15 protein-coding genes are annotated in these 13,124 nt (G+C 71.6%); 4 read left to right on the top strand and 11 right to left on the bottom strand.

What is annotated here, in order from left to right:
- Nucleotides 1-188: 188 nt before the first annotated feature.
- From ACFC1T_RS24165 to ACFC1T_RS24145, 5 genes are all read right to left on the bottom strand, one after another.
- Nucleotides 189-701 (bottom strand): DUF6879 family protein, encoded by a 513-nt coding sequence (locus ACFC1T_RS24165; RefSeq protein ID WP_375891699.1) that lies wholly within the window; start codon nucleotides 699-701, stop codon nucleotides 189-191.
- Nucleotide 702: 1 nt separating this feature from the next.
- Nucleotides 703-975 carry a hypothetical protein gene (locus ACFC1T_RS24160; protein WP_375891697.1) on the bottom strand — a complete coding sequence of 91 codons (273 nt, stop codon included), beginning with the start codon at nucleotides 973-975 and terminating at the stop codon, nucleotides 703-705.
- 201 nt (nucleotides 976-1,176) lie between these two features.
- Complete coding sequence (locus tag ACFC1T_RS24155) at nucleotides 1,177-1,380, bottom strand: DUF397 domain-containing protein (protein ID WP_375891696.1); 204 nt, start codon at nucleotides 1,378-1,380, stop codon at nucleotides 1,177-1,179.
- Nucleotides 1,381-1,474: 94 nt separating this feature from the next.
- On the bottom strand, nucleotides 1,475-1,696 hold the full coding sequence (locus ACFC1T_RS24150) for a DUF397 domain-containing protein (RefSeq protein WP_375891694.1): 222 nt from the start codon (nucleotides 1,694-1,696) through the stop codon (nucleotides 1,475-1,477).
- Nucleotides 1,693-2,517, bottom strand: coding sequence for a helix-turn-helix domain-containing protein (locus ACFC1T_RS24145; protein ID WP_375891693.1), 825 nt, complete (start codon nucleotides 2,515-2,517; stop codon nucleotides 1,693-1,695). The genes ACFC1T_RS24150 and ACFC1T_RS24145 overlap by 4 nt, the downstream gene beginning before the upstream one ends.
- A gap of 173 nt (nucleotides 2,518-2,690) precedes the next feature.
- On the opposite strand from ACFC1T_RS24145, the gene ACFC1T_RS24140 reads away from it, so the two are divergent.
- Entirely contained in the window at nucleotides 2,691-2,894 is a 204-nt protein-coding gene (locus tag ACFC1T_RS24140; RefSeq protein ID WP_375891691.1) for a hypothetical protein, read from the top strand.
- Between the two features lie 6 nt (nucleotides 2,895-2,900).
- On the opposite strand, the gene ACFC1T_RS24135 is transcribed toward ACFC1T_RS24140, so the two are convergent.
- Entirely contained in the window at nucleotides 2,901-3,317 is a 417-nt protein-coding gene (locus ACFC1T_RS24135; protein ID WP_375891690.1) for a DUF3592 domain-containing protein, read from the bottom strand.
- 284 nt (nucleotides 3,318-3,601) lie between these two features.
- Here ACFC1T_RS24135 and ACFC1T_RS24130 point away from each other — a divergent pair, with 284 nt between their 5' ends.
- Both ACFC1T_RS24130 and ACFC1T_RS24125 read left to right on the top strand, forming a co-directional pair.
- Nucleotides 3,602-3,838, top strand: a complete 237-nt coding sequence (locus ACFC1T_RS24130; protein ID WP_375891688.1) for a hypothetical protein — start codon at nucleotides 3,602-3,604, stop codon at nucleotides 3,836-3,838.
- A gap of 66 nt (nucleotides 3,839-3,904) precedes the next feature.
- Nucleotides 3,905-5,089, top strand: a complete 1,185-nt coding sequence (locus ACFC1T_RS24125) for an SPFH domain-containing protein (protein WP_375891686.1) — start codon at nucleotides 3,905-3,907, stop codon at nucleotides 5,087-5,089.
- Here ACFC1T_RS24125 and ACFC1T_RS24120 read toward each other — a convergent pair.
- The 3 genes from ACFC1T_RS24120 to ACFC1T_RS24110 all read right to left on the bottom strand — a co-directional run bounded on the left by ACFC1T_RS24120 (nucleotide 5,086) and on the right by ACFC1T_RS24110 (nucleotide 7,693).
- Nucleotides 5,086-6,318 (bottom strand): NAD(P)/FAD-dependent oxidoreductase, encoded by a 1,233-nt coding sequence (locus ACFC1T_RS24120; protein WP_375891685.1) that lies wholly within the window; start codon nucleotides 6,316-6,318, stop codon nucleotides 5,086-5,088. The genes ACFC1T_RS24125 and ACFC1T_RS24120 overlap by 4 nt on opposite strands.
- 132 nt (nucleotides 6,319-6,450) lie before the next feature.
- Nucleotides 6,451-6,882, bottom strand: coding sequence for a nuclear transport factor 2 family protein (locus tag ACFC1T_RS24115; protein ID WP_375891684.1), 432 nt, complete (start codon nucleotides 6,880-6,882; stop codon nucleotides 6,451-6,453).
- Nucleotides 6,883-6,889: 7 nt separating this feature from the next.
- On the bottom strand, nucleotides 6,890-7,693 hold the full coding sequence (locus ACFC1T_RS24110) for an MBL fold metallo-hydrolase (protein WP_375891682.1): 804 nt from the start codon (nucleotides 7,691-7,693) through the stop codon (nucleotides 6,890-6,892).
- A gap of 279 nt (nucleotides 7,694-7,972) precedes the next feature.
- Between ACFC1T_RS24110 and ACFC1T_RS24105 the strand changes: the two genes are divergently transcribed.
- Complete coding sequence (locus tag ACFC1T_RS24105) at nucleotides 7,973-11,068, top strand: SpaA isopeptide-forming pilin-related protein (protein WP_375891680.1); 3,096 nt, start codon at nucleotides 7,973-7,975, stop codon at nucleotides 11,066-11,068.
- A 157-nt stretch (nucleotides 11,069-11,225) separates the two neighbouring features.
- Here ACFC1T_RS24105 and ACFC1T_RS24100 read toward each other — a convergent pair whose 3' ends face one another.
- Both ACFC1T_RS24100 and ACFC1T_RS24095 read right to left on the bottom strand, forming a co-directional pair.
- Complete coding sequence (locus tag ACFC1T_RS24100; protein ID WP_375891678.1) at nucleotides 11,226-11,795, bottom strand: hypothetical protein; 570 nt, start codon at nucleotides 11,793-11,795, stop codon at nucleotides 11,226-11,228.
- A gap of 31 nt (nucleotides 11,796-11,826) precedes the next feature.
- Entirely contained in the window at nucleotides 11,827-13,110 is a 1,284-nt protein-coding gene (locus ACFC1T_RS24095) for an MFS transporter (protein WP_375891676.1), read from the bottom strand.
- Nucleotides 13,111-13,124: the final 14 nt, after the last annotated feature.

Raw genomic sequence — 13,124 nt, 5'->3', positions numbered from 1 at the left:
CGGACGAGGCCGACAGATCCGGTTGAGGACCCGAGGTCAGTCAGAGGTTGAGTCAGACCTGCCCGGGAACCGCTCATGAACATCCTCACTGTCAGGTGTGCATCCTGACGGATCTCGCGTAGCCGATCTGCTAGCGCCTTCCGGGCCTGCTGAACGCTCGATGAGCGAGAAGTACGCATCTCTTTTGGTTACTTGAGCACGTACTCTTCGTGCGGAGTCGCCCTTTGCCACACGGTCTCGAAGGCATTCTTCACGAGCCGAACGACGTCAGGCTTGGTCGTCCACTCCCGGTCCACCACATCTCCGTCGCCGGAGAAGAAGGTGAACATGATCTTGGAGTCGTCGAACATCCACAGGTCGGTTCCGGGCAGAGCGATGTCTGCCGCCAACCGGCGCGGAAGCCAGCGGACCTGCTCACCGATGGCCAGGTTCAGGAATGTCACGTGGTGCTCGTAGCGGATGTACTCCGTGACCGGCTCGGAGACGATCCGGGCCCGACGCATGATGACGCCACGGTTGATCACCTCCCCGGCGAAGGCGGTCCAGTTCTGGAACCACTCCGGGCGGTCGTCCGGGCCGTAGCGAAGACCCTCCCGATAGCGCCGGAACTGTGGGTCGTTCGGCGTGTAGCTGTCACGCATCTCCAGGTGCACGGCGGAGAATTTGGCCTCGGCCATGGCCGAGGCGATCGGGTTGGCCACGCTATTCCTTCTCGTTCTCTTGAGTCGCCAGCCGTGCGGCGAGGTCCACGACGTACTTGATCATTTCTTCCGGGAGGCGGATCACGGTCTCGTGCTCAGGCACGTCAGTCGAGTGCCCGGGAATCGAACCGACCTCCTTGCAGCGCCTCAAGTCCTCGTCGCTGGCCTTGTACGACTGGATGAGGAGGTCGCCGTTCTCCGGGTCGCGCCAGATCGTCGGCGAGTCGACCTCTGGCGTGTTGGAGATGATCCCGATGAACTGTAGGGGTTCCACGAAGCTCCCTGTGAACTCGGCAATCGCGCGTGGCTACGGGCGATCATCGTGTCGTGTGCATGTAGTGGCTGTCAGGCGTTTCGGCCGACCCGGTGAGCCCAGCGCTGATGCTGCTCTCGCTGGACGGGGAGCCCGGCGAGGTCAGCGGACACTGACTCCGGGCCGCCCCACCGCGCGGTGGGGCGGCCCGGCTGAACTGCGTCAGAAGTCGCCCGCCTTGATCCCGGAAACGAACGCCGCCCAGGCGTCGGTGGGGAAGAGCAAGGACGGCCCTTCGGGGTCCTTCGAGTCGCGAACGGGCACGATCCCGGAGTAGTTGTGGGCGACTTCGACGCACTGTCCACCATCCCCGTTGCTGTAGGTGCTCTTGCGCCAAGTGGAAATATTTGTGCGGGAGTTGATCATATCTCCTGCTCCTGGCTTGTCGTGCGGTGGGCAGTGGGAAATGCGCGCTCAGCGGGAGTCCGCCGCACCGTTGGGTGGATGCAGTGGGCAGGGCTCAGGAGGCTGAGAGCTTGCCGGACTTGAGCTCGGTGACGAACGCGGTCCAGGCGTCGGCGGAGAAGAGCAGCGACGGTCCTTCGGGGTCCTTGGAGTCGCGGACGGGAACGAGGCCGTGTGCGGCGGCGGTCCGTGAGAATTCGAGGCACTGTCCGCCGTCCGAGCCGCTGTAGGACGACTTCTCCCAGTGGGTGCCTATGTGATGGCGTAGCCGGCTCATAGCAGATGCTCCTTACGTACCTGGTCGATGAGGGTCAACGAGTCGTCAGGGGCCAGTGCGTGGGCGCGCAGCCTGTCGCAGTTCTGCGAGAACCTGGTGACCAGCTCGCTTGACCGATACATCTTCCCGCCCTGCGGGTCGCCCGCGTACAGCACGGTGGGTGCTGACTCGAAGGTGAGCAGCGTGAACGGGTTCGTGTGGGCGGCAACTGCTCCCGCAGAGAACGGGATCACCTGAAAGTCGACGGCCGGGGACTCCGCGGACCGCAGGAGGTGCTCCAGTTGTGCTGCCATGACCGACCGGCCGCCCACCAGGGTTCGCAGGCACGCCTCGTGGAGGACCACCCACAACATGGGGGGATCCGGCTTCTCCAGAAGCTTTCGACGAGCCATGCGGGCCACCACCTTGCCGTGTACCACCTCTGGCGACTCGCGCGGGTGCCCCGCGCGGAAGATGGCTCGTGCGTAGTCCTCGGTCTGGAAGATTCCCATGATGCTGGTGGCCGAGAAGTCGAAGATCCCGGCCGAGGTCCATTCCAGCTGGAGGTAAGGAACGAACCACGGGGGACTTTCGCTCTCTGCGATCCCCTCGCGGAGGCGAGTGAAGAGGCCGTGAGTCTGAAATACGAGATCGCACTTCTGAGCGAATCTCTCCGAGGGCATCATGGTGCCCTTCTCGACCTTGCTGACGTACCCCTCGGAATAGCCGGTCGCCATTCCTAGGCCTTTTTGTGTGATATTGCGACCGCGTCGGACCTCTCTGACTTCATGGCCGAAACGCTGCAGCGGAGTCAAGTACTCGGGTCGTTCGTCCCTGGTCACCCGTCTGACCTCCCACTTGTGCAGCACAGGCATGTGATGGGCGCATCGCTGAACTTGACTGACTCATAGTCAAGTCACTCCAGGGTAGCGCGTTTGTGGTGGAGTGACGGAAGAACCCGGCGACCGCTTGCACGGTCCCGGGGTGTGGCCAACCTGGGCGAAAGCAGGCTGACATGGACGACTTCATCGAATCCCGCCTCGGTGGGCGGATCTACCGGGTGTGGATCTTTCTCCGCTACCAGCCGGGCGACTGGTGGTTCGTCCACATCAGCCAGCGGCCGGTTTCGCGTCGGCTGCGCGCGAGGCGACGCGCGCTCCGGGCCGAGCGGGCGCGGCAGGCCAGACGGGGAGCTGTCATCCGGTCGTGGGCGCGGTGACCGAGCTCAGAGCACAGCGGCACCGAGGGTGATCGAGGCCAGCACCATCAGCAGGCCCAGCGCGACGAAGCCGTACTCCAGCCGTACCCGCTCCCGCCCGTCCACCAGGACCTGCCGGGGGTCCGCCGGGTCGTAGCGCACGGGGACGTAGCCGCCGTCGGGCAGGGGGTGGCGGGCGGTGGACGGGACGGGGGAGAACACCTCGACCACCCGGCCGTCCGCGGTCTCGAACTGGAGCAGCGGCCGCGGCGGCAGCGCCCGGTCCTCCGGAGTCGCGACGCGGGACCGCACCAGGGCCGGGACCGGGACCCCGACCCGGCGCAGCCGCCGCAACTCGCGCAGCCCGACCACTCCGGCGAGGTAGGCGACCACGCCGCCCAGCGCCCCGAACACCACCACGGCGAACCCGGCCGTCCCGCCCACCGCACGCCTCCCAGCCCAAATACCAGCCCGAATGCCAGCCCCGAGACTCCCCGAACTCCCAGTATCGCCGAGGGCGGGCGGTCCTGACCCCCAGGAATGGTTCAGTCCACTGCGGGCCTGCGGCCGGAGTACCGTGGAAGGCGTCGAGGCATCACTGCCGTCGGCGGATGCCGCAGGTGTTCCCGGTGCGTGACACGGTCGGCGGCCCGGGCTTCTCAGGGTGCTCGGCCGCCGGGCGGCTGTGCACGGCCCGGGTGCGGCGGACCTGATGACCGGAGGCGCCGGTGGCGCATGCGCGTACGTCCCCGGCCGATGACGCCCGGCAGAGCCCGGTCGGGGCCGTCGGCAAGGTGACGGTGCCCATTCCGCTGGACGGTCCGGGTGAAGTGCTGGTGGCCCTGAGGGGCGGTTCGGAGGTGTTCGCGGCCTGGTGCTCGGAGCCGGTCGGCCGGGACGTCCGGGTGGTCGTGGTGGACGCGCTCTCGGCCCGCTCGGTGATCGTCGAACTCCTGCCGGCCTAGGACGGCCCTTGAGGCGCGCGTCGCAATCCCGCAGGTCAGGTGGCCCAACAGGTCAGGTGGTCGATCATGTTCTTCTGGCACGTTCCCGCGCCCAACGAGGCGATGCTCATCTCCGGTTCCAAGCACCAGGCGCAGGACACCCAGTTCCGCATCGTCACCGGCCACGGCAGCCTGGTCCTGCCGGTCAAGCAGAAGGTCCGGATGCTCTCCCTGGCCCTCCGGGAGGCGGAGATCGCCGAGGACTGCGTCACCCAGCAGGGGATCCGGCTCACCGTGCGTGCGGTCTGCGTCTTCAAGGTCGGCGACGACGCCGTGTCGATCGCCAACGCCGCCCGCCGCTTCCTCTCCGAACAGGACCAGATGGAGGAGCTCGTCGGCCGGATCTTCGCCGGCCACCTGCGGTCGATCATCGGCGGGCTGACCGTGGAGCAGATCATCCGGGAGCGCAGCAGGGTCGCCCAGGAGGTGATGGCGGGCAGCCACGGCGAGATGGAGAAGCTGGGCATCGTGGTCGACGCGCTGCAGATCCAGGAGATCGAGGACTCGACCGGCTACATCGACAACCTGGCCGCGCCGCACGTGGCGGCCGTCGCCAGCCAGGCCCGGATCGCCCAGGCCAAGGCCGACCAGGAGGCCACCGAACGGGAGCAGCAGGCGGCCGCCCTCAAGGCCGAGTACGAGCGCGACACCGCGATCAAGCGGGCCGGCTTCCTCGCCGAGACGGAGCAGTCCAGGGCCCGCGCCGCCCAGGCGGGCCCGCTCGCCGAGGCCCGGGCCTCCCAGGACGTCATCGAGGAGCAGACCGCCCTCGCCCAGCGTCGGGCCGGGCTGGCGGCGCAGCAGTTGGAGGCGGAGGTGCGGCGCCCGGCGGACGCGGAGGCGTACCGGCAGCGGACGCTGGCCGAAGCCGCCCGTGACCGGGTGAAGTTCGAGGCGGACGGCAACGCCTACAGTGAGCGGGCGCTCGCCCAGGCCCAGGCGGACGCCAACACCGCCCGGGCGGACTCCCTGCGCGGCGGCAACCAGGAACTCATCGCCGCCAACCGGATCGTGGAGAACCTTCCGGCCCTCGCGGACGCGGCCGCCCGGGGCATGTCCGGAGCCGAACTCACCGTCCTCAACGGCAGCGACGGCGTCAACCAGATGGCGGCCGGCATCGTCAGCCAGGGCCTCGCGATCCTGCACTCCCTGCAACACTCGACGGCCGTGTCCGGCGACGGCAAGCCCGTACCCCGTCGCCCCGCGGCCTAGACGTCGGTGAGGGGGACGGCCGGGTCCGCCAGGCGGTCGGCGTCCACTACGCGCCTGGAGACGATCAGTTCGCGGATCGGGTCCACCACGTCCCAGACGTTGACGTTCATCCCGGCGAGCACCCGGCCCCCGGAGAGCCAGAAGGCGATGAACTCGCGGGTGGCCGGGTCGCCCCGGAAGACCACCCGGTCGTAGCCGCCGGGTTCGACGTAGCCGACGTACTCCAGGCCCAGGTCGTACTGGTCCGAGAAGAAGTACGGGACCCGGTCGTAGACGGCGTCCGGCTGCCCCAGCAGGGCCCGGGCGGCGGTCTGCGGCTGGTTGAGGGCGTTGGCCCAGTGCTCGACCCGCAGGTGCCGGTCGAACAGCGGGTGGTAGGCGTTGGCGACGTCGCCGGCCGCGTAGACGTCCGGGTCGGAGGTGCGCAGGTGCTGGTCGGTCTTGATGCCGTTGTCCACCTCCAGGCCGGCGGCCTCGGCCAGCGCGGTGGCGGGGGAGATGCCGATGCCGACCACCACTGCGTCGGCCGCCAGCTCGGTGCCGTCGGCGAGCTTCACGCCGCCCACCGTGCCGTCGGCGCCGGTCAGTTCGGCGACCTGCACGCCGAAGCGCAGGTCCACGCCGTGGTCGCGGTGCAGGTCGGCGAAGACCTGGGCGACCTCGCGGCCGAGCACCCGCAGCAGCGGCAGCTCCAGCGACTCCAGGACGGTGACCTCGGCACCCGCCGCGCGGGCCGCGGCCGCCACCTCCAGGCCGATCCAGCCGGCGCCGACCACCGCGATCCGGGCGCCCGGCCGCAGCACGGCCTTGATCCGGTCGCTGTCCTCGACCCGGCGCAGGTAGAGCACGCCGTCCTGGTCCGCGCCGGGCACCGGCAGCCGGCGCGGCACCGAGCCGGTGGTCAGCAGCAGCTTGTGGTAGCCGATCTCGCCGTCGTCGGCGAGGGTCACGGTGCGGGCGGCCGGGTCGATCGCGACGACCGGGGTGCCGAGCCGCAGCGTGACGTCGTGCTCGGCGTACCACTGCGGCGGGTGGACGTGGAGCTTCTCCCGGGCCTCCTTGCCGAGCAGGTAGCCCTTGGACAGCGGCGGGCGCTCGTACGGGCGCTCGTGCTCCTCGCCGATCAGCACGATGCCGCCCCGGTACCCGGCCCCGCGCAGGGCCTCGGCCGCCTTGGCGCCGCCCAGGGAGGCCCCGACGATCACGATCGGCCGTTCGCTGCCCGCCATGCCCGACTCCTTGCTCTCCGTGGACGATCCGGGGTCAGCCTGCCGCCGAACGGGTGGTGTGTCGAGACCGCGCCGGGCGCGCCGCGCCGCGCTCGCCCGTACGGGTGAACGGGGGGAGTTCGACGACGGGCCTCACGGCGTCGCCGCGTCTCTGACCAGCGCGGTGTCGGTGAACTGCTCGAAGCGGACGATCCGGCCGCCGCGCACCACGAAGTGGTGGGCGACCCGTACCGCGAGCGGCCGTCCGGTGGCCTTGTGGACGGCCGTGTAGCGGGCCAGGACCACCACGTTCTCGCCGTCCACCACGTACAGGTCGTCGTGGGCCGTCCAGTTGTCCCACTCGGCGGCCAGCCGCTCCATCACATTGGCGGTGACGCCCTTCGGGGTGCGGTAGGTGCCGGCCAGCGGGAAGCCGGCCATCTCGGTCCACTCGACGTCGTCGGCGAGGGTGCTGCGCAGGGCGGCCAGGTCGCCCCGGGCGGAGGCCAGGTACTGGCGGCGCACCACGTCGGCGGGGGCGGCGGACTCGGCGAAGCCGGCGACGTCCCTGGGGATCTCGATCATCGCGCGCTCAACCCCACGCCATCTCGCCCATGGCGACCTTGGTGCCGATGTCGACGGCGATCCGCAGCCCGAGGTCCGGGAAGCGCCGCTCCAGCGCCTCCTTCGCGGCGGCGGCGTCCGCGGCCCGGCCCAACTCGGTCTCGAAGGCCCGCAGGTAGGCGCGGGTGTGGTCGAGGGCGTTGAGGTCGGTGGGCGCGTCGGCGACCCGGTGGCCGGCCGCCAGCCAGGTCGGGTGGAGGGCCTCCATGCCGTCCAACAGGTCGATCCAGGCGGCCCGTTGGGCCGCGGTCGGGGTGTCGGCCGTCCACACGTGCAGGCCCTCGAAGAGCAGCACCCCGCCGAGCACCGCGCGGTGGTGGTGCTGCCACAGGTAGTGCCGGTCGGGGAGGTGGAAGTCGGCGCCGCGCAGTTCGAACCGGTGGCCCTCGAAGACGATCTCGTCCCCGGTCAGCACCTCCGGCCGGACCAGCCGGGTCGGCAGCTCGGGGCCCAGGTGCGACCAGGCGCGCAGCTTGGACTCGTAGGTGTCCTGGATGTGCTGGACGGTCGAGGCGGTGGCCAGGAAGCGTGCCCCGGGGAAGGCGTCCTGGAGCTCCTGGGCGCCGAAGTAGAAGTCCGGGTCGCCGTGGCTGACGAAGACGGTGGTCAGCCGCTTGCCGCCGGCGCGCACCCGCTCGACCAGCCGGCGCCCGTCGGACCGGGTGAACCCCGCGTCCACCAGCAGCGCGTCGTTCGGTCCGGTGACCAGGACGGCGGTCTTGTTGAGCGAGCTGTCGGGGGCGTCGATGATCTCGAAGTCGAGTGCACTCATGCTTCTGGGTCCCTCCTCGGGCCGGGCACGCCTCGTCGCCAGCATCCCTGCCGGAACCGGCCCGCGCATGCCGGGAAAGCTGATCGGGTGCTCTGTGGGCGGTGCTCGGAGGACATCCCGTGCGCGTCGCCGGTCGCCCCGGCCGCGCCCCAGGAGACTGCCAGGGCCCCATCGTGTTCACGTCATGAGAGGACCGAGGTGAAGCCCAGTCAGAGACCGGCGGCCCCGACCACCGGCTGGAGACGCCGACTAGGCAAGGCGATGAGTTCCGCCCTGGCCTTGACGCTCGTACCCTTCGCCATCTCGCTCGTCGCACCCACCCAGGCCTCGGCGGCCGGCCTGCCCGGCGGGCTCGGGCCCTGCCTGGGCGCGGACTGCCCGGCCCCGTTCCCCCCGGTCAACAACGGCCCCTTCGCGGGCCGCGACGCCGGGATCAACATCTTCGTCGGCGGCGACTTCAACGTCGGCGGCTCGGCCGCCGAGGCCGAGGGCCACGTGGTGACCCTCGGCAGCTTCTCCCAGAACAAGGCCGCGGGAGCCAGCTCCGGGTACAACATCGGCATCGTCGGCGTCGGCTCCCGGGTGCCCCCGCCCGACGGCGCGGACTTCCTCACCGCCGGCGGCAACGTCACCGTCGCCCCCGGCCAGCGGCTCCTGGCCGACGGCGGCGTGGTCCGCTACGCGGGCACCGCCACCGGCACCATCACCGGGACGACGGTCCAGGACGCCCAGGCCGTCGCCGCCTACACGCCGCTGCGCGGCCAGTTGCAGTCCGCGAGCGAGTGCTACGCCGGGGTCGGCACGCCCCGCCCGGCCACCGGGACGGCCGTCAACCAGGGCTACCAGACCCTGTTCACCGGCGACGGCAGCTCCGCGCTCCAGGTCTTCAACGTCGACTTCGACCTGGTCGGCAACGGCGGCGGCGCCCAGGGCGTCGCCTTCGCCAACATCCCCGCGAACGCCACGGTGCTGGTCAACCTCACCGGCGGCGCCCGCACCATCAACACCTTCAGCGGCAGCTTCGACGACAACGACCCGTGGAACCGGCTGCGCCCGCGTCTGCTGTGGAACTTCCCGACCGCGAGCACCGTCACCCTCACGGGCTCCGGGCAGTTCCAGGGCAGCGTGCTGGTCGGCAACCCGGCCAGCACCAGCACGATGAACCTGCCCGGCCTGAACGGGCGCTTCTTCACCACCGGTTCGTTGCTGCACAACTCCGGTTCCGGCATGACCGGCACCGAGTTCCACGCCTACCCCTTCAACGGCGACCTGCCCGACTGCGGCAGCCCGCCGATCTCGACCGCGTCGACCAGCGTGACCAAGGTCGACTCGGTGACCTCGCAGCCGCTGGCGGGTGCGGTGTTCCAGCTGTGGCGGGAGACCAACGGCGTCGCCGGCCTGCAGACCACGGGCACCACCCCGGACACCAAGGTCGGTGCCCCGTGCACCACCGGTCCGGACGGCCTCTGCTCCGTCAGTGACCTGCCGCTGGGCACCTACTACTGGCAGGAGACGGCGGCCCCGCCCGGCTACGACCTGCCGCAGCAGCCGGTGACGACGGTGGTGCTGGACACCAACGGGCAGACCGTCCCGGTGACCGTCGCCGACACCAAGAGCCCGGTCGTCGAGACCGCGTCGACCAGCGTGACCAAGGTCGATTCGGCGACCTCCCAGCCGCTCGCGGGTGCGGTGTTCCAGCTGTGGCGGGAGACCAACGGTGTGCCCGGCCTGCAGACTTCGGGTGCGAACCCGGACACGGCGGTCGGCTCGCCCTGTACGACCCCGGCCTCGGGTGTCTGCTCGGCGACCGGCCTGCCGCTGGGCACGTACTACTGGCAGGAGACGGCGGCCCCGGCCGGGTACGACCTGCCGCAGCAGAACGTGACCGAGGTCGTGCTCGACACCAACGGGCAGAACGTCGGCGTGACGGTGGCCGACACCAGGACGGCGGCCCCGACCGCCTCCACGACCGTCACCAAGGTCGACTCCGCCACCGGGCAGCCGCTGGCCGGTGCGGTCTTCCAGTTGTGGCGGGAGACCAACGGCGTCGCCGGGCTGCAGACTTCGGGTGCCAACCCGGACACGGCCGTCGGCTCGCCCTGCACCACCGGGGCGGACGGCGTCTGCGCGGCGCACGGCCTGCCCCTGGGCACGTACTACTGGCAGGAGGTCTCCGCGCCCAACGGCTACGAGCTGCCCGACCTGAACGTGACGACGGTGGTGCTGGACGCCAACGGGCAGACCGTCCCGGTGACCGTCCAGGACACCAAGACCGTCGCCCCGACCGGTTCGACCTCGGTGACGAAGGTCGATTCGGCGACCTCGCAGCCGTTGGCGGGTGCGGTCTTCCAGTTGTGGCGGGAGACCAACGGTGTGCCCGGCCTGCAGACGACCGGCGCGAACCCGGACACGGCGGTCGGTTCGCCCTGCACCACCCCGGCCTCGGGCGTCTGCTCGGCCGACGGCCTGCCGCTGGGCACGTACTACTGGCAGGAGACGGCCGCCCCGGCCGGGTACGACCTGCCGCAGCAGCCGGTGACGACGGTGGTGCTGGACACCAACGGGCAGAACGTCCCGGTCACCGTCAAGGACTCCAAGACGGTCACGCCGACCGGTTCGACCTCGGTGACGAAGGTGGACGCCGACACGGGTAAGCCGTTGGCCGGAGCCGTCTTCCAGCTGTGGCGGGAGACCAACGGTGTACCGGGCCTGCAGACCACCGGGGCCAACCCGGACACGGCCGTCGGTTCGCCCTGCGTCACGTCCGACACCGGTGTGTGCTCGGTGACGGGTCTGCCGCTGGGGACGTACTACTGGCAGGAGACGGCCGCCCCGGCCGGGTACGACCTGCCGCAGCAGCCGGTGACCACCGTCGTGCTGGACACCAACGGGCAGAACGTCCCGGTCACCGTCAAGGACCGGAAGACGGCCGCGCAGACCGGGAAGACCACCGTCACCAAGGTGGACGCCGACACGGGCAAGCCGTTGGCCGGAGCCGTCTTCCAGCTGTGGCGGGAGACCAACGGCGTGCCCGGCCTACAGACCACCGGGGCCAACCCGGACACGGCGGTCGGCCCGCTGTGCGCGACCGACGTCAACGGCGTGTGCTCGGCGGACAACCTCCCGCTGGGGACGTACTACTGGCAGGAGGTCGTCGCTCCCCCCGGGTACGAGCTGCCGCAGGACGCGGTGTCCACGGTCGAACTGACCAAGGACTGCCCGTGTGTGGAGATCACGGTCGCGGACAGCAAGTGCCCGCCGGAGCCCTGCCCGCCGGAGCCGTGCCCGCCCGAGCCGTGCGACCCGCCGGACCACCCGTGGGGGACGAACGCCGACCGCATCCCGGTGCCCGAGGTCCACGGGGGGCGCGCCTGACGGACCGCCCCGCGCGTGAGCGCCTGACCTGACGACGTGGCCGGAGGAGCCGAGGACGGCGCCTCCGGCCACCGGCGTGCCCGGAGGTCGGCGCCCGGACGTCGGCGCCCGGACGGTCGGGGCCCGGGCGTCAGTGCCGGCGGTCAGTGTCCGGCCGTCAGTGCCTGGTCCAGAGGGTGAGGTCGCTGCTGGTGGCCACGGCCAGGGTGCGGCCGGTGGGGGAGAAGCCGGCGGTGCGGAAGGTCGACCAGGAGGAGTGGAAGACGTGCCACCAGGTCTCCCCGTGCTGCCCGCCCCGCTCGGGCGCCGTGCCGCCGACCAGCAGCACGCGGTGGTGCGGCCACTCGGGCGCCGGGACGTCGACGGACCAGCCGTCGTCCGTCCCGCTGTGCAGGCCGCCGCCCCACAGGCCGGCCACCGGGATCCGCAGGCCGGCGACCGGGCCGAGGCCGGGGCAGGAGAGGTCCGGGCCGTCCGGGTCCTCCTCCGGGTCGTACTCGCGCTCCAGCTTCTCGCCCGTCACCGCGTCGAACAGGCCGTGCCCGCTGCTGGAGACGGTCAGCACCAGGTCGTGCCCGGTGTCGGGGTGGACGGCGAAGCCGATGCCGAGCAGCCCGCCGACCGGGACGATCCCCCGGCCGACCTGCCGCCACAGCGCCGGCGGGGGGATCACCTCGGCAGCCAGGATCCGGTCGCGGAGCTGCTGCTGGAAGGGGGTCAGGACCATGCGGATGATCATCCCATCGACGGGCTGCGCCCTACTCCTCCGTACGGGCCAGCCGCAGCAGCGCCAGCGCCCCGACCGCCGTGGTCACCGCCAGCCCGCCCCACAGCAGACCCGGCCCCGCGGCCAGCAGCGCCGTCAGCACCGCCGGAGCCGCCGCCCGGCCGACCCCCATCGACAGCTCCCAGCGGGCCACCGCCCGCCCCAGCAGGTGCGGCGGCGCGATGGCCGCCACCAGGGCCGTACCGGAGCCGGTGTAGAGGATCTCGCCGAGCGTGTACAGCACGGACACCAGCACGATGCCCACCGTGCCCGGGACCCCGCCCAGCGACCCGGCCGCCCAGAAACCCAGGTACGACAGGCTCAGCGTCGCCCCCGCGGCCGCCAGCACCGACTGCCGGGAGCGCTTCGCCAACCGCAGCACCAGCGCCAGCTGCAGCGCGATCACCAGCACGGTGTTGCCCACGAACACGCCCGAGGACCAGGCCGCGGAGGCGTGCAACTGGAGCACCAGCAGCGCGGGCAGCGCCACCTCCAGCACGTCGAAGCAGAACGCGTACGGCAGGTTGGCCAGGCTCAACAGGGTGATCCGGCGCAGCGGTTCGCCGCCGTCCCCGGCCTCCCCGGCCCGCTCCGCCACCGTCTGCGGCGCCCGGACCCGCAGCGAGGCGACCAGGGCGGCGGCCAGCAGGCTGGCCGTGCCGGTCAGCCCGGCCAGCACCCGGATGGTGTCCGTCCCGCCGGCCACCGCGACCGTCGCCAGCAGGGCGCCCGCGCCCATGCCCGCGTTGCGCAGCGAGCGCCCGGCGGCCAGCGCCGCGTCCCGCAGCCGGCCCTCGGTCAGGGTGCTCACCACGGCGGTGTGGGTGGTCGGCCAGGACTGGCTGCCGATGCCGAACAGCACCGCCGCCGCGGTGAACAGCGGCAGCCCGTCCGCGGCGAGCAGGACCAGCGCGCCCGCCGCCCGCAGCAGCAGGGTGACGGCGGCGGGCAGGGTGCGGGCGCCGGTGTCGATCCAACGGCCGGTCAGCGGCACCATCACCAGCCCGGCGACCATCCCGGCCGACAGGGCCAGGCCGACCGCCCCGGCGGGCAGGTGCAGCATCCCGACGCCGTACAGCAGCAGGAACGGGCGCAGCATGCCGCCGCCCACCGCGTCGACGGCGACGGCCGCCGCGTACCGGGGGCCGCCGGCGGCGGTCAGCAGGCCCAGCAGCGCGGACGGGCCGACCCGGCCGGTGCCGGCCGGCGGGGCGGGCGGTTCGGTGGTGGGGACGGAGGCGGTGTCGTGGCCGGACTTCTCCTGGATCGGGCTCATGGCCGGTACGGTCC

The sequence above is a fragment of the Kitasatospora sp. NPDC056076 genome (genome assembly GCF_042266305.1).
Lineage (GTDB): Bacteria > Actinomycetota > Actinomycetes > Streptomycetales > Streptomycetaceae > Kitasatospora.
Note: the sequence above shows the minus strand (reverse complement) of the source record. Positions and strands in the feature narration are given on the sequence as shown.

Coding starts and splice junctions, on each gene's coding strand:
- ACFC1T_RS24155 (WP_375891696.1), bottom strand. CDS start 1,380: ATGATCAACTCCCGCACAAATATTTCCACTTGGCGCAAGAGCACCTAC.
- ACFC1T_RS24125 (WP_375891686.1), top strand. CDS start 3,905: ATGTTCTTCTGGCACGTTCCCGCGCCCAACGAGGCGATGCTCATCTCC.
- ACFC1T_RS24150 (WP_375891694.1), bottom strand. CDS start 1,696: ATGAGCCGGCTACGCCATCACATAGGCACCCACTGGGAGAAGTCGTCC.
- ACFC1T_RS24120 (WP_375891685.1), bottom strand. CDS start 6,318: ATGGCGGGCAGCGAACGGCCGATCGTGATCGTCGGGGCCTCCCTGGGC.
- ACFC1T_RS24115 (WP_375891684.1), bottom strand. CDS start 6,882: ATGATCGAGATCCCCAGGGACGTCGCCGGCTTCGCCGAGTCCGCCGCC.
- ACFC1T_RS24100 (WP_375891678.1), bottom strand. CDS start 11,795: ATGGTCCTGACCCCCTTCCAGCAGCAGCTCCGCGACCGGATCCTGGCT.
- ACFC1T_RS24095 (WP_375891676.1), bottom strand. CDS start 13,110: ATGAGCCCGATCCAGGAGAAGTCCGGCCACGACACCGCCTCCGTCCCC.
- ACFC1T_RS24140 (WP_375891691.1), top strand. CDS start 2,691: ATGGACGACTTCATCGAATCCCGCCTCGGTGGGCGGATCTACCGGGTG.
- ACFC1T_RS24110 (WP_375891682.1), bottom strand. CDS start 7,693: ATGAGTGCACTCGACTTCGAGATCATCGACGCCCCCGACAGCTCGCTC.